General features: G+C 46.0%; 31 protein-coding genes. 26 read left to right on the forward strand and 5 right to left on the reverse strand.

Features of this window, described 5'->3' with window-relative positions:
- Window positions 1-327: 327 nt before the first annotated feature.
- From hslU to priA, 5 genes are all read right to left on the reverse strand, one after another.
- Window positions 328-1,659 (reverse strand): HslU--HslV peptidase ATPase subunit, encoded by a 1,332-nt coding sequence (gene hslU / locus NL644_RS17150; RefSeq protein WP_025768349.1) that lies wholly within the window; start codon window positions 1,657-1,659, stop codon window positions 328-330.
- 23 nt (window positions 1,660-1,682) lie between these two features.
- Complete coding sequence (hslV, locus tag NL644_RS17155) at window positions 1,683-2,234, reverse strand: ATP-dependent protease subunit HslV (protein WP_005383176.1); 552 nt, start codon at window positions 2,232-2,234, stop codon at window positions 1,683-1,685.
- Between the two features lie 115 nt (window positions 2,235-2,349).
- Window positions 2,350-2,898, reverse strand: coding sequence for a cell division protein FtsN (gene ftsN / locus NL644_RS17160; RefSeq protein WP_017820300.1), 549 nt, complete (start codon window positions 2,896-2,898; stop codon window positions 2,350-2,352).
- A 213-nt stretch (window positions 2,899-3,111) separates the two neighbouring features.
- The gene (gene cytR / locus NL644_RS17165; RefSeq protein ID WP_254901949.1) at window positions 3,112-4,140 is read right to left on the reverse strand and encodes a DNA-binding transcriptional regulator CytR; all 1,029 of its coding nucleotides are present in this window, start codon (window positions 4,138-4,140) and stop codon (window positions 3,112-3,114) included.
- A 303-nt stretch (window positions 4,141-4,443) separates the two neighbouring features.
- Window positions 4,444-6,645, reverse strand: coding sequence for a primosomal protein N' (priA, locus tag NL644_RS17170; protein ID WP_253658670.1), 2,202 nt, complete (start codon window positions 6,643-6,645; stop codon window positions 4,444-4,446).
- 295 nt (window positions 6,646-6,940) lie between these two features.
- Between priA and rpmE the strand changes: the two genes are divergently transcribed.
- The 26 genes from rpmE to rpsK all read left to right on the forward strand — a co-directional run bounded on the left by rpmE (window position 6,941) and on the right by rpsK (window position 19,205).
- A complete protein-coding gene (gene rpmE, locus NL644_RS17175; protein ID WP_005379546.1) occupies window positions 6,941-7,162 on the forward strand; it encodes a 50S ribosomal protein L31 in 222 nt (73 codons plus the stop codon).
- Window positions 7,163-7,617: 455 nt separating this feature from the next.
- Window positions 7,618-7,929: a 30S ribosomal protein S10 gene (gene rpsJ, locus NL644_RS17180; RefSeq protein WP_004410492.1), complete on the forward strand. Its 312-nt coding sequence runs from the start codon at window positions 7,618-7,620 to the stop codon at window positions 7,927-7,929.
- Window positions 7,930-7,943: 14 nt separating this feature from the next.
- Window positions 7,944-8,573 carry a 50S ribosomal protein L3 gene (rplC, locus tag NL644_RS17185; protein WP_005379555.1) on the forward strand — a complete coding sequence of 210 codons (630 nt, stop codon included), beginning with the start codon at window positions 7,944-7,946 and terminating at the stop codon, window positions 8,571-8,573.
- 17 nt (window positions 8,574-8,590) lie between these two features.
- Entirely contained in the window at window positions 8,591-9,193 is a 603-nt protein-coding gene (gene rplD / locus NL644_RS17190; RefSeq protein WP_005379556.1) for a 50S ribosomal protein L4, read from the forward strand.
- A complete protein-coding gene (rplW, locus tag NL644_RS17195; protein WP_004398471.1) occupies window positions 9,190-9,492 on the forward strand; it encodes a 50S ribosomal protein L23 in 303 nt (100 codons plus the stop codon). The genes rplD and rplW overlap by 4 nt, the downstream gene beginning before the upstream one ends.
- Window positions 9,493-9,507: 15 nt before the next feature.
- Window positions 9,508-10,332 carry a 50S ribosomal protein L2 gene (gene rplB / locus NL644_RS17200; RefSeq protein WP_005383168.1) on the forward strand — a complete coding sequence of 275 codons (825 nt, stop codon included), beginning with the start codon at window positions 9,508-9,510 and terminating at the stop codon, window positions 10,330-10,332.
- Window positions 10,333-10,353: 21 nt separating this feature from the next.
- Complete coding sequence (gene rpsS / locus NL644_RS17205) at window positions 10,354-10,632, forward strand: 30S ribosomal protein S19 (RefSeq protein WP_004394525.1); 279 nt, start codon at window positions 10,354-10,356, stop codon at window positions 10,630-10,632.
- Between the two features lie 10 nt (window positions 10,633-10,642).
- Window positions 10,643-10,975 carry a 50S ribosomal protein L22 gene (gene rplV / locus NL644_RS17210; RefSeq protein WP_005383164.1) on the forward strand — a complete coding sequence of 111 codons (333 nt, stop codon included), beginning with the start codon at window positions 10,643-10,645 and terminating at the stop codon, window positions 10,973-10,975.
- 18 nt (window positions 10,976-10,993) lie between these two features.
- The gene (gene rpsC / locus NL644_RS17215) at window positions 10,994-11,692 is read left to right on the forward strand and encodes a 30S ribosomal protein S3 (RefSeq protein ID WP_005383161.1); all 699 of its coding nucleotides are present in this window, start codon (window positions 10,994-10,996) and stop codon (window positions 11,690-11,692) included.
- An 11-nt stretch (window positions 11,693-11,703) separates the two neighbouring features.
- A complete protein-coding gene (gene rplP, locus NL644_RS17220) occupies window positions 11,704-12,114 on the forward strand; it encodes a 50S ribosomal protein L16 (protein WP_005379577.1) in 411 nt (136 codons plus the stop codon).
- Window positions 12,114-12,305, forward strand: coding sequence for a 50S ribosomal protein L29 (gene rpmC / locus NL644_RS17225; RefSeq protein ID WP_005379576.1), 192 nt, complete (start codon window positions 12,114-12,116; stop codon window positions 12,303-12,305). The genes rplP and rpmC overlap by 1 nt, the downstream gene beginning before the upstream one ends.
- Entirely contained in the window at window positions 12,305-12,559 is a 255-nt protein-coding gene (gene rpsQ / locus NL644_RS17230; protein ID WP_005379575.1) for a 30S ribosomal protein S17, read from the forward strand. Before rpmC ends, rpsQ begins: the two co-directional genes overlap by 1 nt.
- Window positions 12,560-12,721: 162 nt before the next feature.
- Window positions 12,722-13,093: a 50S ribosomal protein L14 gene (gene rplN / locus NL644_RS17235; protein ID WP_004410450.1), complete on the forward strand. Its 372-nt coding sequence runs from the start codon at window positions 12,722-12,724 to the stop codon at window positions 13,091-13,093.
- A gap of 13 nt (window positions 13,094-13,106) precedes the next feature.
- On the forward strand, window positions 13,107-13,424 hold the full coding sequence (gene rplX, locus NL644_RS17240; RefSeq protein ID WP_005379574.1) for a 50S ribosomal protein L24: 318 nt from the start codon (window positions 13,107-13,109) through the stop codon (window positions 13,422-13,424).
- Between the two features lie 23 nt (window positions 13,425-13,447).
- Window positions 13,448-13,987, forward strand: a complete 540-nt coding sequence (gene rplE, locus NL644_RS17245; protein WP_005379573.1) for a 50S ribosomal protein L5 — start codon at window positions 13,448-13,450, stop codon at window positions 13,985-13,987.
- Between the two features lie 17 nt (window positions 13,988-14,004).
- Window positions 14,005-14,310, forward strand: a complete 306-nt coding sequence (rpsN, locus tag NL644_RS17250; RefSeq protein ID WP_012841173.1) for a 30S ribosomal protein S14 — start codon at window positions 14,005-14,007, stop codon at window positions 14,308-14,310.
- A gap of 29 nt (window positions 14,311-14,339) precedes the next feature.
- The gene (gene rpsH, locus NL644_RS17255; RefSeq protein ID WP_005379572.1) at window positions 14,340-14,732 is read left to right on the forward strand and encodes a 30S ribosomal protein S8; all 393 of its coding nucleotides are present in this window, start codon (window positions 14,340-14,342) and stop codon (window positions 14,730-14,732) included.
- Between the two features lie 13 nt (window positions 14,733-14,745).
- Complete coding sequence (gene rplF, locus NL644_RS17260; RefSeq protein ID WP_005392377.1) at window positions 14,746-15,279, forward strand: 50S ribosomal protein L6; 534 nt, start codon at window positions 14,746-14,748, stop codon at window positions 15,277-15,279.
- 9 nt (window positions 15,280-15,288) lie between these two features.
- Window positions 15,289-15,642, forward strand: coding sequence for a 50S ribosomal protein L18 (gene rplR, locus NL644_RS17265; protein ID WP_005379568.1), 354 nt, complete (start codon window positions 15,289-15,291; stop codon window positions 15,640-15,642).
- Window positions 15,643-15,656: 14 nt separating this feature from the next.
- Entirely contained in the window at window positions 15,657-16,160 is a 504-nt protein-coding gene (gene rpsE, locus NL644_RS17270) for a 30S ribosomal protein S5 (protein WP_004745894.1), read from the forward strand.
- Between the two features lie 7 nt (window positions 16,161-16,167).
- Window positions 16,168-16,344, forward strand: coding sequence for a 50S ribosomal protein L30 (rpmD, locus tag NL644_RS17275; RefSeq protein ID WP_005379565.1), 177 nt, complete (start codon window positions 16,168-16,170; stop codon window positions 16,342-16,344).
- A gap of 5 nt (window positions 16,345-16,349) precedes the next feature.
- Entirely contained in the window at window positions 16,350-16,784 is a 435-nt protein-coding gene (gene rplO / locus NL644_RS17280; protein WP_005383155.1) for a 50S ribosomal protein L15, read from the forward strand.
- Window positions 16,785-16,804: 20 nt separating this feature from the next.
- Entirely contained in the window at window positions 16,805-18,139 is a 1,335-nt protein-coding gene (gene secY / locus NL644_RS17285; protein WP_005379562.1) for a preprotein translocase subunit SecY, read from the forward strand.
- A 38-nt stretch (window positions 18,140-18,177) separates the two neighbouring features.
- A complete protein-coding gene (gene rpmJ / locus NL644_RS17290) occupies window positions 18,178-18,291 on the forward strand; it encodes a 50S ribosomal protein L36 (RefSeq protein WP_000868186.1) in 114 nt (37 codons plus the stop codon).
- Between the two features lie 149 nt (window positions 18,292-18,440).
- On the forward strand, window positions 18,441-18,797 hold the full coding sequence (rpsM, locus tag NL644_RS17295) for a 30S ribosomal protein S13 (RefSeq protein WP_005383154.1): 357 nt from the start codon (window positions 18,441-18,443) through the stop codon (window positions 18,795-18,797).
- An 18-nt stretch (window positions 18,798-18,815) separates the two neighbouring features.
- On the forward strand, window positions 18,816-19,205 hold the full coding sequence (gene rpsK / locus NL644_RS17300; protein WP_001118870.1) for a 30S ribosomal protein S11: 390 nt from the start codon (window positions 18,816-18,818) through the stop codon (window positions 19,203-19,205).
- Window positions 19,206-19,226 lie beyond the last annotated feature (21 nt).

The following is a 19,226-nucleotide window of genomic DNA, read 5'->3' on the forward strand; positions in this document are numbered from 1 at the left end:
TGAGAGATGAAGAGTAGGCGTCTGCTGTCAGCAGATTCTTAGTCTCGCTTGAGCCGGCTAGAATGACGAGACCTTTTGATTTAGGTGTTGTCACAGTGACCGTCATTCTGAACAACGAGGAACGAGCGTGATTCAGAATCTATCATCCGATTGTGCGGTGGTTAAGGTGAGAGATGAAGAGTAGACGTCTGCTGTTAGCAGATTCTTAGTCTCGCTTGAGCTCGCTAGAATGACCAGATCTTTTGATTTAGGTGTTGTCACAGTAATCGTCATTCTAAACAAAAAGCCCAGAAACAAGTTTCTGGGCTTTGGTAAAATAGATTGCGACTAAAGAATAAAGCGGCTTAGATCTTCATCTTCAATTGTGTCGCCTAGACGCGCTTTCACGTAAGCGGAATCAATAACGAATTTAGCGCCAGACTGCTCCGCCGCGTCGTAAGAGATTTCATCCATTAAGCGCTCCATAACGGTATGCAAGCGACGAGCACCGATGTTTTCTGTGCTTTCGTTGACCGTCCACGCTGCTTCCGCGATTTGCGTGATACCATCTTCCGTGAACTCGATGTCCACGTCTTCCGTCTTCATCAACGCAACGTACTGCTCTGTTAGAGAGGCTTTTGGCTCTGTCAGAATGCGTTTGAAGTCGTTGCTGCTTAGTGCTTCTAGCTCAACGCGAATTGGTAGACGACCTTGCAATTCTGGGATCAAGTCAGATGGTTTTGCCACTTGGAATGCACCAGATGCAACAAACAGAATATGGTCTGTTTTTACCATGCCGTGCTTGGTTGATACCGTGCTGCCTTCAATCAATGGAAGTAGATCGCGCTGAACACCTTCGCGTGAAACGTCTGGGCCTGAGCTCTCACCGCGTTTACAGATCTTGTCGATCTCATCGATAAATACGATGCCGTTGTTTTCAACGTTGAAAATCGCTGCTTCTTTTAGCTCTTCTTGGTTAACCAATTTCGCTGCTTCTTCTTCCGCTAGCGCTTTCATCGCGTCTTTGATTTTCAGCTTACGCTTTTTCTTAGTATCGCCAGCCAGGTTTTGGAACATGCCTTGCAGCTGATTTGTCATCTCTTCCATACCTGGGGGCGCCATGATCTCTACGCCCATTTGCGGTGCGGCTACGTCGATTTCAATTTCTTTATCGTCTAGTTGGCCTTCACGCAGTTTTTTACGGAAAATCTGGCGAGTGTGAGAAGACTCTTCCGTTTGTTCTGCTTGACCCCAGCTATCACGTGCTGGTGGCAGTAGCGCATCAAGAATGCGTTCTTCCGCTTGCTCTTCAGCGCGGAATTTTACTTTTTCCATCGCTTGTTGATGCGTCATTTTTACCGCGACATCTGTTAGGTCACGGATGATGGTTTCAACTTCTTTACCAACGTAACCCACTTCGGTGAATTTTGTCGCTTCAACTTTGATGAAAGGGGCATTTGCCAGTTTTGCGAGGCGGCGTGCGATTTCAGTCTTACCAACACCAGTAGGACCAATCATCAAAATGTTTTTTGGCGTCACTTCGGCGCGCAAGCTTTCTTCAAGCTGCATACGGCGCCAGCGGTTACGAAGTGCAATCGCAACCGAACGCTTGGCTTTTTCTTGACCGATAATGTGGCGGTTCAATTCATGAACGATTTCGCGAGGTGTCATTTCAGACATATTCTTTCCTTACTTCGTTACGATTACGCGGTTGGTTTTTCAGGCTCTACCGTTGAGTCTAGCTCTTCTACTGTGTGGTGGTGGTTGGTGAAGACACAAATATCACCCGCGATATTGAGAGCTTTTTCAGCGATCTCACGAGCATCTAGATCTGTGTTTTCTAGTAGGGCGGTTGCTGCAGCTTGTGCGTAAGCACCACCAGAGCCAATCGCAATCAGGTCGTGTTCTGGCTGTACGACATCACCATTACCAGTAATGATTAACGATGCAGTTTCGTCGGCAACGGCAAGCAAGGCTTCGAGCTTGCGCAGAGCACGATCGCTACGCCAGTCTTTGGCTAGCTCAACCGCAGCCTTAGTTAGGTGGCCTTGGTGCATTTGCAGCTTGCTTTCGAAGCGCTCAAAAAGGGTGAAGGCATCCGCAGTGCCGCCAGCAAAGCCCGCTAGTACTTGGTTGTTATATAAGCGGCGAACTTTGCGCGCATTACCTTTCATTACGGTATTGCCTAGAGATACTTGGCCATCACCCGCGATGACGACTTTATTATTTCGACGTACAGATACAATGGTAGTCACAGTCGACCTCTTGATTATTTCTCTTTGGATTTAATTCAGTATATGGGGGAGGGGAAATAGGGATTCAAGGGGGCAAAAAGAAAGGCCCTAGGATCTTAGCTCCTAGGGCCTGAGTTTAAAGATTTTCTTTCCAAATCGCACATGGCTCGATTTTCGCGCGTTGCAACTTGTGACGGTCACGTTCTGCATCACGTTTGAACTTATACGGACCTAGCACCACGCGATACCATGAGCTGCCTTCTTTCTTACGAATCTTGCTCGACATCCCTTGGAACGCGATTGCAAGTTTACGCTCTTCTGCTTGCGCCTGGGTTTTGTAAGCGCCACATTGCATGATGTAAGGAATTTTAGAAACTTCAATTTCTTTGGCCACAACTTCAACTTCACGTTTCGGTAGTGACTCAACATATTCCCACTTTTCTTCTGGTGGTGGCGGCAAATCTTTTTTCGGCTTTGGTTTGCTCACAGTGGTTGTTGGCTGTTTTACGACAGGTTGTTTTGGTTCTGGGTCGCTACTCAAAAGGTAAAGACCATAGCCAAAACCGCCCACAAGCAAGATAGCGAGCAGGCCACTACGCCAAGGCTTTTTTCTTCTCGGCGGCTGTTTTTTTGTCGACTTTTTTGGGGCGCCTCGCCCCCGTCTTACATAATCTCTATTTGCCACGGTTATTTCTGGTCATCAAGGATTCTTGCAAATATGTTAATCCAGAACGAGTTGAGAAAACACCCTATTGATAGAATCTTGATAGCTAAAGCGCGACAACGCCCGAGTGTAGGGTTCTCGCTTATATTTATTCGGGGATATACAAAAAGCAGGAGGGGTAAGTAAAAAGCGGCGCCTTAGCACCGCTTTGGGTATGAATACCTAATCTTTAGGTTAAGGGCGCTGTGGTGGCGCTGCACTTCCGCGAATGACGAGATTAGTTTCAAGTAGGCGCGAGCCTGAATGCACGTCGTGGCCTTTTAACATCTCAAGCATCATTAGCATCGCTTGTCGACCAATCTCATAGCGAGGCTGAGAGATAGTGGTCAACGGCGGATCGCAGTACTGAGCGAAGTTAATGTCATCAAAGCCCACAACAGAGAGATCTTGCGGTACTCGTAAGCCAAGCTTTTTCGCTTCTTGAATTGCGCCGATGGCCATTGTGTCACAGTGACAGAAAATAGCCGTTGGTGGCTCAGGCAATTCGAGCAGTTTACGAACGGCTTTTGCTCCGCCATCAAAAGAGAACTCAGTAATGACACTATATTGTGGATCTTTATTGATGCCGGCACGGCGCAAGGCTTGTTGATAACCTTGCTGGCGGAACTGACACAATATTGCCGTATCTGGCCCCGAGATTTGCGCGATGCGTTTATGACCTAGTTGGGTTAGGTAATTCACCGCTTCAAATGCTGAGGTCAGGTTATCAATATGTACTGTCGGAAGTTCTAACTCTGGCGCAAATTCACACGCCATTACCATCGGAGGTAAGTTCTTTTGTTCTGGCTTACTGACATCGAACGGTAGATCTGTGCCAAGCAGTAGCATTCCATCCGCCTGCTTAGTAAATACGAGGTTAACGAAAGAACTTTCGCGTTTCTTCTGTTGTCCGCTATCGCCCAGCAGGACTAGATAGCCATGTTCCATGGCAGCATCTTCAATACCGCGAATAATTTCAGAAAAATAAGGATCACAGATGTCGGGAACGATAGTAACAATGGTTTTTGATTCGTTTCTACGTAAGTTACGCGCTAATGAGTTTGGAGAATAACCCGCTTCAAGTACGGCATCTTCTACTCTTTTTCTCGTTGAAGAAGATACTTTTTCTGGGTTCATTAATGCTCGAGATACCGTAGCCGTAGACACTCCCGCAAGCTGGGCAACATCCTTCATTGTCGCCATAGTTTTTAACCTCTCGTTTATTTTTTGCCAAGATGACGTTATTCCGGTTTGAAATCATAGTAATCACGCTGAGTTAGAGCAGCGTTTGCTCTTCGCTCAGTTCGTGTTAACAAGTGGAAAAATGGATTCTTCACTGCGACATCAATTTGTGGGAATAGTCATTGTTTTAATCTAAGCCTGTGCGAACAAGTCACTTTAGACTTTTCTAATTTGGATAGTCTATTCATTTCTAAAGTGAAAGTTACGGTCTGTTTAACAAAAATTGCAATCCCGTTGTGATGCTCGTCACATTAAATGGTAATTCATTACATAGTTAAACGTTTGCTAGCTGAGATCTTGTGGCTCTATGTCTAAATTCCAGCGAACTTTCTTGGCATTTGGCAACAACTCAATAGCAGGTTTGGCACTGGTTAATAACTTTTGCATCAATGAACGATGCTGGGTTTGAAGTAACAGCTGCCAGCGGTATTTACCAGCCCGCTTGGCCAAAGGTGAAGGAGTGGGGCCTAACACCATGCAGGAATCATCGAACAGAGGGTGTGACTCTAACGTAAAGCGAACCTGACGCAGGAAGTCTTCAACTACCTCACTTTGGTTTGCTTCTGCTTTAAACAGAGTCAAGAAACTATAAGGCGGAAGCTGAGCCAGTTTGCGTTCTTCCAGAGCTGTCATAGCAAAGTGACGATAGTCTTTTTGAAGTAGGGCTTGCAGCAAGCTGTGCTCAGGATGGTGAGTTTGCAGGATCACTTCGCCAGGTTTACTTGCTCGGCCAGCACGACCTGCGACCTGAATAAACAGCTGAGCTAATCGCTCCGAAGCGCGGAAGTCACTACTATACAAAGAGCCATCAACATCCAAAAGAGCTACGAGCGTTACATTTGGAAAGTGGTGCCCCTTAGCCAGCATTTGAGTGCCTATCAGTATTTGGTATTCACCTTTACGAATCGACTCAAGGGCATCTTCCAAGCTACCTTTGCGACGTGTGCTATCTCTGTCGATGCGAATGGCGTTGTATTCTGGAAACAACTGAGCCAATTGTTGTTCGAGCTGTTCCGTTCCTACGCCGACGGTAACCAGTTGAGTTGAACCACATCCCTGACACTGATGAATGACAGGTTGTTGTGAGCCGCAGTGATGGCAGCGTATTTCGTTGCTGTAATGGTGGAACGTATAGTACGCATCACAGCGTTTACATTCTGCAATCCAACCACATTCATGGCACATCAAAGCGGGCGAGAAACCTCGGCGGTTAAGAAACAACATAACCTGATTGCCCACTTTTAAGTGTTTGCGCATTTCTGCAATCAGTTGGGCGCATAAGCCACTTTCTAAATACTGACCTTTTACATCTAACACTTTATTGGTGGTTGGCACGGCAGAGCCAGCTCGTTGGGTTAGTGTTAAATGGTGATATTTACCAGACAGTGCATTATGTAGGGTTTCTAACGCTGGCGTCGCTGAGCCAAGGACAATCGGTACTTGCTCTTTATGGGCACGCATGACGGCAACATCACGGGCATGGTAACGCAAGCTGTCTTGTTGCTTATACGAGGCGTCATGCTCTTCATCAACGATAATAATCCCCAAGTCAGCAAAAGGTGTCAGTAGGGCTGAGCGCGTACCAATGATGATCCCCGCGGCTTTATCGCGAGCCGATAACCAGGCGTTCAAACGCTCTGTTTCATTCAAACCGGAATGAATCACATCTACCGGGACATTAAATCGATGTTTAAAGCGGTTGATGGTTTGGGGCGTTAGACCGATCTCAGGTACTAAAACTAATGCTTGTTTCCCTTGCTCTAGAACGGGCTTGATAAGGTTTAAGTAAACTTCTGTTTTACCAGAGCCAGTTACCCCCTCTAATAAATAGCAAGCAAAGCCTGTTTGGCTATTTACGCTTGCAATAGCGAGTGCTTGTTCATGGTTAAGCTTTGGTTTCTCTACCGTGCACTCTACATTTTGACTCCATTTCGTAATAACCGGCTTTTTCTCGATACGCTCGACCCAACCTTTTTCTTCGAGATTTTTTAAGATGGTCGAGTTTACTTCTTGATCCAAGAGTTCTTGATGCGAGATTGGGCCGTTGACCATCATTTGGAGTGCACGCTGTTGTTTTACTGCACGCCCAAGCCCTTGCATGAGCTTATTTCTTCCTGCTTCTGTCAGTTGCCATTCTTGTAGCGTTGCAAAGTCGGCCGGTTTGCCTTTCCTCAGCGCGGCAGGCATTGCATTGTGTAGAGTGTCACCTAGAGGGTACTGATAGAACTGGCTGCACCAATTTAGCAGAGAATAAAGCGTCTCTGGCCATATCGGTTGGGAGTCTAATACCGCTTTGATTGGCTTAAGCTGCTCTTTAGGAAAGTCGGAGTGGTTCACCATTGCGGTGACGATGCCGACTAAGGTTTGGCGTCCAAAAGGTACGGAAACGCGTCCACCAATGATCGGAAACAGGTGCCCCGGAATGGCGTAATCAAATTGTTTGTCGAGCGGAACGGGTAATGCCACTCTAGCAATGGTTGGACGCATAAATTCTTAGCTATTAAAAAGAGGGAAAGGAAATGAGAGTCTATTAAAATCGGTATGGAAATTCGAGTAAAGCTATGTGATTCAGCGTGAATCGTGCCTCTATGATTAGTCTGGCTAAAAAAGTAGCGAAAAAGTTGCCAAATATGTTGATCCGAGCAATGTGATTCTTTACTATATCGCGCCTTGAGATATGGCTTCGGCAATTAGTTGATGCGGTATCCCATTTTATTATTAATTGCGTGTGGTGTGCGGCTTAGATTCGTATAGCGACACGGCCTACTATTGAGGTTATCCCATGAAAGCTGGTATCCACCCAGAATACAAAGCAGTAAAAGCGACTTGTTCTTGCGGCAACTCTTTTGAGTTCAACTCTACTCTAGGTAAAGAGTCTATCCACCTAGACGTATGTGACAAGTGTCACCCATTCTACACTGGTAAGCAACGTATCGTTGATACAGGCGGCCGTGTTGATCGCTTCAACAAGCGTTTCGGTGCACTATCAAGCGGTAAGAAATAATAGCAGCCGCTATTACGATTACAGTTTAGAAAAGGACGCGTCGGCGTCCTTTTTGTTTAATGGCTATCAAGCGAAGAGGGATGTATAGGGTTTGGATTATTCCCGATTATTTTTCACTCAGCGCTTGCAACCTAAAGTGTGATCTGTATAATGCAGCGCACTGGTTAAGCCAGTTGTGAACCAATGAGCAGTGAGGAGCGAGCAAATCTAAGGATTTGTGAGGTAATGTATACTCAGCTTATGTTCGCGGTTAATACAATTAGCTATCTTTTCTTCGGAAAAACTATCCTCAAAGGTGACTTTGGCATATAGGGATAGTTAATCGAAAATTAACTGACAATGCGTCCTAATCTTGGATGCTACGGTTTCACATAAATCAATCGGCATTCTCTCGTCTTGACGAGTTTGAGTGGCGATATTGTTTGTGTAATTTATTAAATTTGGAGCTCTGTCTCATGCAGAACCAACGTATCCGTATCCGCCTAAAAGCTTTCGATTACAAACTAATCGATGCTTCTACAGCGGAAATCGTTGAAACAGCTAAGCGCACTGGCGCACAGGTTCGTGGTCCAATCCCACTGCCAACTCGTAAAGAGCGTTTCACAGTTCTTATCTCTCCACACGTTAACAAGAAAGCACGTGACCAGTACGAAATCCGTACTCACAAGCGTCTAATCGACATCGTTGAGCCAACAGACAAGACTGTTGATGCTCTAATGCGTCTAGACCTTGCTGCGGGCGTTGACGTTCAAATTAGCCTAGGTTAAGGGAGATTAGAAGTATGATTGGTCTAATCGGTCGTAAAGTGGGCATGACCCGCGTATTTACTGAAGAAGGCGTTTCTATCCCAGTAACTGTTGTTGAGGTTGAAGCTAACCGTGTTTCTCAAGTGAAAACTCTTGAAACTGACGGCTACGCAGCAATCCAGGTTACAGCTGGTTCTAAGAAAGCTAACCGCGTAAACAAAGCTGAAGCAGGTCACTTTGCTAAAGCTGGCGTTGAAGCTGGTCGCGGTCTTTGGGAATTCCGTTTAGAAAACGGCGAAGAGTTCGAAGTTGGTTCAGAACTAACTGTTGAACTATTCAACGAAACTAAGAAAGTAGACGTTACTGGTACATCTAAGGGTAAAGGTTTCCAAGGCGCTGTTAAGCGTTGGAACTTCCGTACTCAAGATATGACTCACGGTAACTCATTGTCTCACCGTGCTCCTGGTTCTATCGGTCAATGTCAGACTCCAGGTCGCGTATTTAAAGGCAAGAAAATGGCAGGTCACATGGGTGCTGAGCGTGTAACGACTCAAAACCTAGAGATCGTACGTGTTGACGCTGAGCGCAACCTGCTTCTTATTAAAGGTGCAGTCCCAGGCGCAACTGGCGGCAACGTGATCGTTAAACCAGCTGTTAAAGCATAACGTCTCAGGAGTAAGTAATGGAACTAATGGTTAAAGGTGCCGATGCACTAACTGTTTCCGAAACTACTTTCGGACGTGAGTTTAACGAAGCTCTTGTACACCAAGTAGTTGTTGCGTACGCAGCAGGTGCTCGTCAAGGTACTCGTGCTCAAAAAACACGTTCAGAAGTTTCTGGCGGTGGCGCTAAGCCATGGCGTCAAAAAGGTACTGGCCGTGCGCGTGCTGGTACAATCCGTAGCCCAATCTGGCGTACAGGTGGTGTTACTTTTGCTGCGAAACCACAAGATCACAGCCAAAAAGTAAACAAAAAAATGTACCGTGGTGCTATGAAGAGCATTCTTTCTGAGCTTGTTCGTCAAGAGCGTCTAATCGTTGTTGATAACTTCTCAGTTGAAGCACCAAAGACTAAAGAGCTAGTTGCTAAGCTTAAAGAGCTTGAGCTAACTGACGCTCTAATCGTGACTAGCGAAGTAGATGAGAATCTATTCCTAGCTGCTCGTAACCTATACAAAGTTGACGCACGTGATGTTGCTGGTATCGATCCAGTATCTCTAATCGCGTTTGACAAAGTTGTAATGACTGCAGAAGCAGTTAAGCAAGTAGAGGAAATGCTAGCATGATCACTGAAGAGCGTATCCTAAAAGTTCTACGTGCACCGCACATCTCTGAAAAAGCAACTATGGCAGCTGAGAAAGCGAACACTATCGTTTTCAAAGTAGCTAAAGATGCGACTAAAAAAGAGATCAAAGCAGCTGTAGAAAAGCTATTTGAAGTTGAAGTTAAGTCTGTAAATACTCTTATCACTAAGGGTAAGACCAAACGTCAAGGTCTACGCCAAGGTCGCCGCAGCGACGTTAAGAAAGCGTACGTTACTTTGAAAGAAGGTCAAGATCTTGACTTCGTTGGCGGCGCGGAATAACAGGAGTAGTTAAAAATGGCTATTGTTAAATGTAAGCCGACTTCCCCTGGTCGTCGTCACGTTGTTAAAGTTGTTAACGCTGACCTACACAAGGGCAAGCCATACGCACCTCTTCTAGAGAAAAACTCTAAGAACGGTGGTCGTAACAACAAGGGTCGTATCACAGTACGTCACATCGGCGGTGGTCACAAGCACCACTACCGTGTAGTTGACTTCAAACGTACTAAAGATGGTATTCCAGCGACAGTTGAGCGTCTTGAATACGATCCAAACCGTAGCGCAAACATTGCTCTAGTTCTTTACAAAGACGGTGAGCGTCGCTACATCCTAGCACCTAAAGGTGTTGTAGCTGGTGATGTTATTCAGTCTGGTGTTGATGCACCAATCAAAGCTGGTAACACTCTACCAATGCGTAATATCCCAGTAGGTTCAACAGTACATAACGTTGAACTTAAGCCTGGTAAAGGTGGTCAGCTAGCTCGTTCGGCTGGTGCTTACGCTCAAATCGTTGCTCGCGACGGTGCGTACGTAACTATCCGTCTACGTTCTGGCGAGATGCGCAAAGTTCTTTCTGAAGGCCGTGCAACAATCGGTGAAGTTGGTAACTCTGAGCACATGCTACGTGAACTTGGTAAAGCAGGTGCATCACGTCATCGCGGTATCCGTCCAACGGTTCGTGGTGTTGTAATGAACCCGATTGACCACCCACACGGTGGTGGTGAAGGCCGTACTTCTGGTGGTCGTCACCCAGTATCTCCTTGGGGTATGCCTACTAAAGGCTTCAAGACTCGTAAGAACAAACGCACTGACAAGTACATCGTACGTCGTCGTAACAAGTAATCTATATAAAGAGGAATCGCCATGCCACGTTCTCTCAAGAAAGGTCCTTTTATTGACCTACACTTGCTGAAGAAGGTAGAGAAAGCGGTGGAAAGCGGAGACAAAAAGCCTATTAAGACTTGGTCCCGTCGTTCAATGATCATCCCTACGATGATCGGTTTGACCATCGCTGTCCATAATGGTCGTCAGCACGTACCAGTATTTGTAACTGATGAAATGATCGGTCACAAGCTGGGTGAATTCGCACCAACACGTACTTACCGCGGTCACGCTGCGGATAAGAAAGCTAAGAAGCGCTAAGGAGTAAATAATGGAAGCAATTGCTAAACATAACTTTGCTCGCATTTCGCCTCAGAAAGCTCGCTTAGTTGCGGATCTAATCCGTGGTAAATCTGTTGACCAAGCTCTAGAAATCCTAACGTTCAGCAACAAAAAAGCTGCTGCACTAGTTAAGAAAGTTCTAGAGTCTGCTATCGCTAACGCGGAGCACAACGAAGGTGCAGATATTGACGATCTGAATGTCGCAAAAATCTTTGTAGATGAAGGCCCAACCATGAAGCGTATTATGCCTCGTGCTAAAGGTCGTGCGGATCGTATCTTGAAGCGTTCAAGCCACATCACTGTTGTTGTAGCAGATCGCTAGAGACTAGGAGAGTAAGCAATGGGTCAAAAAGTACATCCAAATGGTATTCGTCTAGGCATCGTTAAGCCTTGGAATGCTACATGGTTTGCTAACACCAAAGATTTCGCTGACAACCTAGACGGCGACTTCAAGGTACGTCAGTTCCTTACAAGTGAACTGAAAAAAGCGTCTCTATCACGTATCGTTATCGAGCGTCCTGCTAAGAGCATCCGTGTGACTATTCACACTGCTCGTCCAGGCGTTGTTATCGGTAAGAAAGGTGAAGACGTTGAGAAGCTACGCGCAGCTGTAGCTAAAATTGCAGGTGTACCAGCGCAAATTAACATCGCTGAAGTACGTAAGCCTGAACTAGATGCGCAACTTGTTGGTGACAGCATCGCGTCTCAGCTAGAGCGTCGTGTTATGTTCCGTCGTGCTATGAAGCGCGCAGTACAAAACGCTATGCGCCTAGGCGCTAAAGGTATCAAAGTGGAAGTAAGCGGTCGTCTAGGCGGCGCTGAAATCGCACGTTCAGAGTGGTACCGTGAAGGCCGTGTGCCTCTACACACTCTACGTGCTGACATTGATTACGCAACTTCTTCGGCTCACACTCAATACGGTGTGATCGGCATTAAAACTTGGATCTTCAAAGGTGAAATCCTAGGTGGTATGCCAGCAGCTAACGCTGTAGAGCCTAAAGGCGACAAGCCTAAGAAGCAGCGTAAAGGCCGTAAGTAAGGAGTCGACAGATGCTACAACCTAAACGTACTAAGTTCCGTAAGGTTCAGACTGGTCGTAACCGTGGTCTAGCTAAAGGTACTGATGTAAGCTTCGGCGAATTCGGTCTTAAAGCTGTTGGCCGTGGTCGTCTAACTGCTCGTCAAATCGAAGCGGCACGTCGTGCAATGACACGTCACGTTAAGCGTCAAGGTAAAATCTGGATCCGTGTGTTCCCAGACAAACCAATCACAGAAAAACCACTTGAAGTTCGTCAAGGTAAGGGTAAAGGTAACGTTGAGTACTGGGTAGCCCAAATCCAACCTGGTAAGGTTATGTACGAAATGGGTGGTGTACCTGAAGAATTGGCACGTGAAGCGTTCCGTCTTGCGGCACGTAAACTGCCTTTCAAAACTACATTTGTAACTAAGCAGGTGATGTGATGAAAGCACAAGATCTACGCGAGAAAAGCGTTGAAGAGCTTAACGCTGAGCTAATGAATTTGCTACGTGAACAGTTCAACTTGCGCATGCAAGCTGCGACTGGTCAACTACAGCAAACTCATACTCTGAAAGCTGTACGCCGTGATATCGCACGTGTGAAAACTGTTTTGACTGAAAAGGCAGGCGCATAATGAGCGAAGTAAAACGTACTCAACAAGGTCGTGTTGTTAGCGATAAGATGGACAAGTCTATCACTGTTGCTATCGAACGTTTCGTAAAACACCCAATCTACGGTAAATACGTAAAACGTACGACTAAAGTACACGCACATGACGAGAACAACGAGTGTGGCCTAGGCGACACAGTTGAAATCGCAGAGTGTCGTCCACTGTCTAAGACTAAGTCTTGGACTTTGGTAAAAGTTCTAGAAAAGGCGAAGATTTAATCTCGTTAATTCTATGAAACTAAAGCGGCTCCAAAATATTTTTGGAGCCGTTTATTTTTTGACTACCCAATCACAAAAAAGGGTGGTACAATTCGCGTCCCTTTTAAAGAGGCAGCCCGACCCGTGATGGGTCTAGTTATTAATATTTAGCGGAGCACTAACATGATCCAAATGCAAAGTATGCTGGACGCAGCTGATAACTCAGGCGCACGCAGCGTAATGTGTATTAAGGTTCTGGGTGGCTCTCACCGCCGTTATGCACATATCGGTGACGTCATCAAAGTTACTGTGAAGGAAGCAATCCCTCGCGGTAAAGTTAAAAAAGGTGATGTTCTGAAGGCGGTGGTAGTGCGCACCCGTAAAGGCGTACGTCGTCCTGACGGTTCTGTCATTCGCTTCGACCGAAATGCTTGCGTATTGCTAAACGACAATACTGAGCAACCAATCGGTACACGTATCTTTGGTCCTGTGACACGCGAACTTCGTGGCGATAAGTTCATGAAGATCGTTTCACTGGCTCCAGAAGTTCTGTAAGGAGCACGTAGAAATGGCAGCTAAAATCCGTCGTAATGACGAAGTAATCGTTCTTGCTGGTAAAGACAAAGGCAAGAAAGGTAAAGTAACTAAGGTTCTAGCAACTGGTAAAGTTATCGTTGAAGGTATCAACCTAGTTAAGAAGCATCAGAAACCTGTTCCAGCTATGGGTATCCAAGGCGGTATCGTAGAGCAAGAAGCAGCAATCGACGTTTCTAACGTGGCGATTTTCAACGCAGCTACTGGTAAAGCTGACCGTATCGGTTTCCGTTTTGAAGACGGCAAAAAAGTTCGTTTCTTCAAGTCTAACGGCGAAACCGTTTCTAACTAATAGAAGTAATTTGGAGTTCTACTATGGCGAAACTGCATGATTACTACAAGTCGTCTGTAGTCGCTGAACTGACCAAACAGTTCGGTTACACAAGCGTCATGCAAGTCCCTAGAATCGAGAAAATCACCCTAAACATGGGTGTTGGTGAAGCAATCAACGATAAGAAACTGCTAGAAAATGCAGCGTCTGATATGGCAACGATCTCTGGTCAAAAGCCACTTATCACAAAAGCGCGCAAATCTGTTGCAGGTTTCAAAATCCGTGAAGGCTACCCTATCGGTTGTAAAGTAACCTTGCGTGGCGAACGTATGTGGGATTTTCTTGAGCGTTTAATTAACATCGCTCTTCCACGTGTACGTGACTTCCGTGGTGTTAGCGCTAAGTCTTTTGACGGTCGCGGTAACTACAGCATGGGCGTTCGCGAGCAAATCATCTTCCCGGAAATCGACTTTGATAAAGTTGATCGTGTACGCGGTTTAGACATCACTATTACGACGTCTGCTGGTACTGATGAGGAAGGCCGTGCTCTGCTGGCTGCCTTTAACTTCCCATTCCGTAAGTAAGGTGAAGGGTTACTGTTATGGCTAAACAATCAATGAAAGCACGTGAAGCTAAACGTGCACAGCTAGTAGCTAAGTTCGCTGAAAAGCGTGCAGCGCTAAAAGCTATCATCAGCGATGTAAACGCATCTGAAGAAGATCGTTGGAACGCGGTTCTTACACTGCAATCTCTTCCACGTGATTCAAGTGCATCACGTCAGCGCAACCGTTGCAACCAAACTGGTCGTCCACACGGTTACCTACGTAAGTTCGGTCTAAGCCGTATTAAGGTTCGTGAAGCTTGCATGAAAGGCGAGATTCCGGGTCTTCGTAAGGCTAGCTGGTAATTGCCACTTAATCATTTGGAGTAAATCATATGAGCATGCAAGATCCGATTTCGGATATGCTGACCCGCGTTCGTAACGGTCAGGCAGCAAACAAAGTTGCTGTAAAAATGCCTTCTTCAAAGCTTAAAGTTGCAATTGCTGCACTACTAAAAGCTGAAGGTTACATCGTTGACTTCGCTGTTGAAGGCGAAGCAAAACCTGAGCTAGAAGTTACACTTAAGTACTTCCAAGCTAAACCAGTAATCGAGCAACTTAAACGTGTTTCTCGTCCAGGTCTACGTGTTTACAAGAAGAAAGATGAACTTCCTTCTGTAATGGGTGGTCTTGGTATTGCTATCGTTTCAACTTCCAAGGGTCTTATGTCAGACCGCGCTGCACGTAAAGCAGGTCTTGGTGGTGAAATCATCGCTTACGTAGCTTAATAAGGAGTAGACTATGTCTCGTGTTGCAAAAGCACCTGTCGCTATTCCAGCTGGCGTAGAGGTGAAACTAAACGGCCAAGAAATCACTGTAAAAGGTGCGAAAGGCGAACTAACTCGCGTTCTTAACGATGCAGTTGTAATCGCTCAGGAAGAAAATAACCTGACTTTCGGTCCTAAAGAAGGTGTTGCTAACGCATGGGCTCAAGCAGGTACTGCTCGCGCTCTAGTTAACAACATGGTTGTTGGTGTTACTGAAGGCTTTACTAAGAAGCTAACTCTTAAAGGTGTAGGTTACCGTGCTGCTATCAAAGGCAACGCTGTAGGTCTAACACTAGGCTTCTCACACCCAGTTGAGCACGAGTTGCCAGCGGGTATTAAAGCTGAATGTCCAAGCCAAACTGAAATCGTGATCACTGGTGCTGACAAGCAACTAGTTGGTCAAGTTGCGGCTGACATTCGTTCTTACCGTGAGCCTGAGCCATACAAAGGCAAAGGTGTTCGTTACGCAGATGAAAATGTGCGTACTAAAGAAGCTAAGAAGAAGTAAGGTAACACTATGGATAAGAAAGCATCTCGCATCCGTCGTGCTACACGTGCACGTCGTAAGATTGCAGAACTGGGTGCGACTCGCCTAGTTGTACACCGTACTCCTCGTCACGTGTACGCACAGGTTATCGCGGCTAACGGCTCTGAGGTTATCGCAGCAGCTTCTACTGTAGAAAAAGCGATCCGTGAGCAAGTGAAATACACTGGTAACGTTGATGCAGCTAAAGCAGTGGGTAAAGCTATTGCTGAGCGCGCTCTTGAGAAGGGCGTAACTGCAGTTGCATTTGATCGTTCTGGTTTCCAATACCACGGTCGAGTAGCGGCGCTAGCAGAATCTGCTCGCGAAGCTGGTCTGAAATTCTAAGGTAGGGTTGGAAGATGGCTAAAGAACAACAAGTTCAAGCGAATGATTTGCAAGAAAAGCTAATCGCAGTTAACCGCGTATCTAAGACGGTTAAAGGCGGTCGAATCATGAGCTTCACTGCACTAACAGTAGTTGGTGACGGTAATGGTCGTGTAGGTTTCGGTTACGGCAAAGCTCGTGAAGTACCTGCAGCGATTCAAAAAGCAATGGAAAAAGCGCGTCGTAACATGACTACGATCGCTCTAAACGAAGGCACTCTTCACCACCCGGTGAAAGGTCGCCATTCGGGCTCTAAAGTTTACATGCAGCCTGCTGCAGAAGGTACTGGTGTTATCGCAGGTGGTGCGATGCGTGCAGTACTAGAAGTTGCTGGTGTACACAACGTACTATCTAAAGCGTACGGTTCTACGAACCCTATCAACATCGTTCGTGCAACGATCGATGCACTAGGTAGCATGAAGTCACCAGAAATGGTTGCTGCTAAACGTGGTCTAACTGTTGAATCTATTTCGGAGTAAGAACACCATGGCAACTATTAAAGTAACTCAAACTAAAAGCTCAATTGGTCGTCTGCCAAAGCACAAAGCTACTTTGCGCGGTCTAGGTCTTCGTAAAATCAACCACACAGTAGAACTTGAAGATACTCCGTGTATTCGCGGTATGATCAACAAGGTTTACTACATGGTTAAAGTTGAGGAGTAATCAGAATGCGTTTGAATACTCTAGCACCGGCTGCTGGCGCGAAAACTTCTGCGAAGCGAGTAGGTCGTGGTATCGGTTCAGGCCTAGGTAAAACTGGTGGCCGTGGTCACAAAGGTCAAAAATCACGTTCTGGCGGCAGTGTTCGTCCAGGTTTCGAAGGCGGTCAGATGCCTCTGAAACAACGTCTACCAAAATTTGGTTTCACTTCTCGTAAGAGCCTAGTGTCTGCTGAAGTTCGTCTAGCTGAGCTAGCGAAAGTTTCTGGTGACGTAGTTGATCTAAACAGTCTTAAAGCTGCTAACATCATCACTAAGAACATCGAATTTGTAAAAGTTGTTCTTTCTGGTGAAATCAACAAAGCAGTGACTGTGAAAGGTCTACGTGTGACTAAAGGCGCTAAAGCTGCAATCGAAGCTGCAGGCGGTAAAATCGAGGAATAATCTCGAGGAACGAGGTACAGATGGCTAAGAAACCAGGACAAGATTTTCGTAGTGCTCAGAGCGGCTTAAGTGAACTAAAGTCGCGCTTGTTATTCGTAATTGGTGCACTTTTAGTATTCCGAGCCGGCTCCTTTGTGCCGATTCCTGGTATTGACGCTGCTGTACTTGCCGATTTGTTCGAACAGCAAAAAGGTACCATCGTTGAAATGTTTAACATGTTCTCCGGTGGTGCTCTTGAGCGTGCATCTATATTAGCATTGGGCATCATGCCGTATATTTCGGCATCTATTGTTGTCCAATTGCTAACTGTAGTTCATCCAGCGTTAGCTGAACTCAAAAAAGAGGGTGAAGCAGGCCGTCGTAAGATCAGCCAATACACACGCTACGGCACGCTTGTACTTGCAACCTTCCAAGCTATAGGTATTGCAACTGGCCTACCAAACATGGTCGACAATCTGGTTGTTATCAACCAAACCATGTTTACGCTAATTGCGACCGTAAGTTTAGTAACCGGTACCATGTTCTTAATGTGGTTAGGTGAACAAATTACAGAGCGAGGAATTGGTAACGGTATTTCGATACTGATTTTTGCAGGTATTGTTGCTGGATTGCCTTCTGCAATCGGTCAAACAATCGAGCAAGCGCGTCAAGGTGAATTGCATGTACTTCTTCTGTTGCTAATCGCGGTATTAGCTTTTGCAGTCATTTACTTCGTTGTTTTCATGGAACGTGGTCAACGCCGAATCGTCGTTAACTACGCTAAGCGTCAACAAGGTCGTAAAGTATTTGCTGCACAAAGTTCGCATCTGCCTCTTAAAATTAACATGGCAGGTGTAATTCCAGCGATTTTTGCATCAAGCATTATCTTGTTCCCAGGAACATTGGCTCAGTGGTTTGGTCAAAACGGCGAGAGCAGCGCGTTCGGTTGGTTAACTGACGTGTCTTTGGCTCTTAGCCCAGGTCAACCGTTGTATGTAATGCTTTATGCAGCAGCAATTATCTTCTTCTGTTTTTTCTACACGGCGTTGGTTTTCAACCCGCGTGAAACAGCAGATAACTTGAAGAAGTCTGGTGCATTCGTACCCGGTATCCGCCCAGGTGAGCAGACAGCGAAGTACATTGATAAAGTAATGACACGTTTAACCCTTGCTGGTGCACTGTACATTACCTTTATCTGTCTGATTCCCGAGTTCATGATGGTCGCGTGGAACGTACGTTTCTACTTCGGCGGTACATCGCTACTAATCGTAGTTGTTGTAATTATGGACTTTATGGCACAGGTACAGACTCATCTGATGTCTCAACAGTATGATTCTGTGTTGAAGAAAGCGAATCTGAAAGGCTACGGCCGTTAATCCGGCGGTAGACTCAGTTTCATTTACGGAGTTTAGCAATGAAAGTTCGTGCTTCCGTTAAAAAAATCTGCCGTAACTGTAAAGTAATCAAGCGTAACGGTGTCGTTCGCGTGATTTGCAGTGAGCCAAAGCACAAACAGCGCCAAGGCTAATTAGCAGAAATTTTTACTTGAAAATGAAGGTTGGGTCGAGTATATTCCTCGGCCTACCTTTTGCGTGCAAAAGAAGTAGTATTCCGCAGCGTATCCATAACGGGCTTTGCTGCGGCTAATTCTTTTATAGAAACACTTAGGAGTGAATAATGGCCCGTATAGCAGGCATTAACATTCCTGATCAGAAACATGCAGTAATCGCTCTAACAGCGATCTACGGCATCGGTAAAACTCGCTCTCAAGCTATCCTAGCTGAAGTGGGTATTGCTGAAAATGTTAAGATCAGTGAACTAACTGAAGAGCAGATCGATCAACTGCGTGATGGTGTAGCTAAGTACACTGTAGAAGGTGATCTACGTCGTGAAGTATCTATGAACATCAAGCGTCTTATGGACCTTGGCTGTTACCGTGGTCTTCGTCATCGTCGCAGTCTACCACTACGTGGACAGCGTACTAAAACCAACGCTCGCACCCGTAAGGGTCCGCGTAAGCCGATCAAGAAATAATCGGGAAGGTAGAGTACAATGGCTAAACAACCAACTCGCGCTCGTAAGCGCGTACGCAAGCAAGTTGCAGATGGCGTTGCGCACATCCATGCTTCTTTCAATAACACAATCGTAACCATTACTGACCGTCAAGGTAACGCTCTTGCATGGGCTACTGCAGGTGGTTCTGGTTTCCGTGGTTCTCGTAAGTCTACTCCGTTCGCTGCACAGGTTGCTGCTGAGCGTTGTGCTGAAATGGCTAAAGAATACGGCCTAAAGAACTTGGAAGTTATGGTTAAGGGTCCTGGTCCAGGTCGCGAATCTACTGTTCGTGCACTAAACGCCGCTGGTTTCCGCATCACAAACATCGTTGATGCTACACCAATCCCTCATAACGGTTGTCGTCCACCTAAGAAACGTCGCGTATAACGTTTCTAGGACAATTGGAGA

Source organism: Vibrio sp. Y10_XG_PY6, from assembly GCF_024181795.1.
Lineage (GTDB): Bacteria > Pseudomonadota > Gammaproteobacteria > Enterobacterales > Vibrionaceae > Vibrio > Vibrio diabolicus.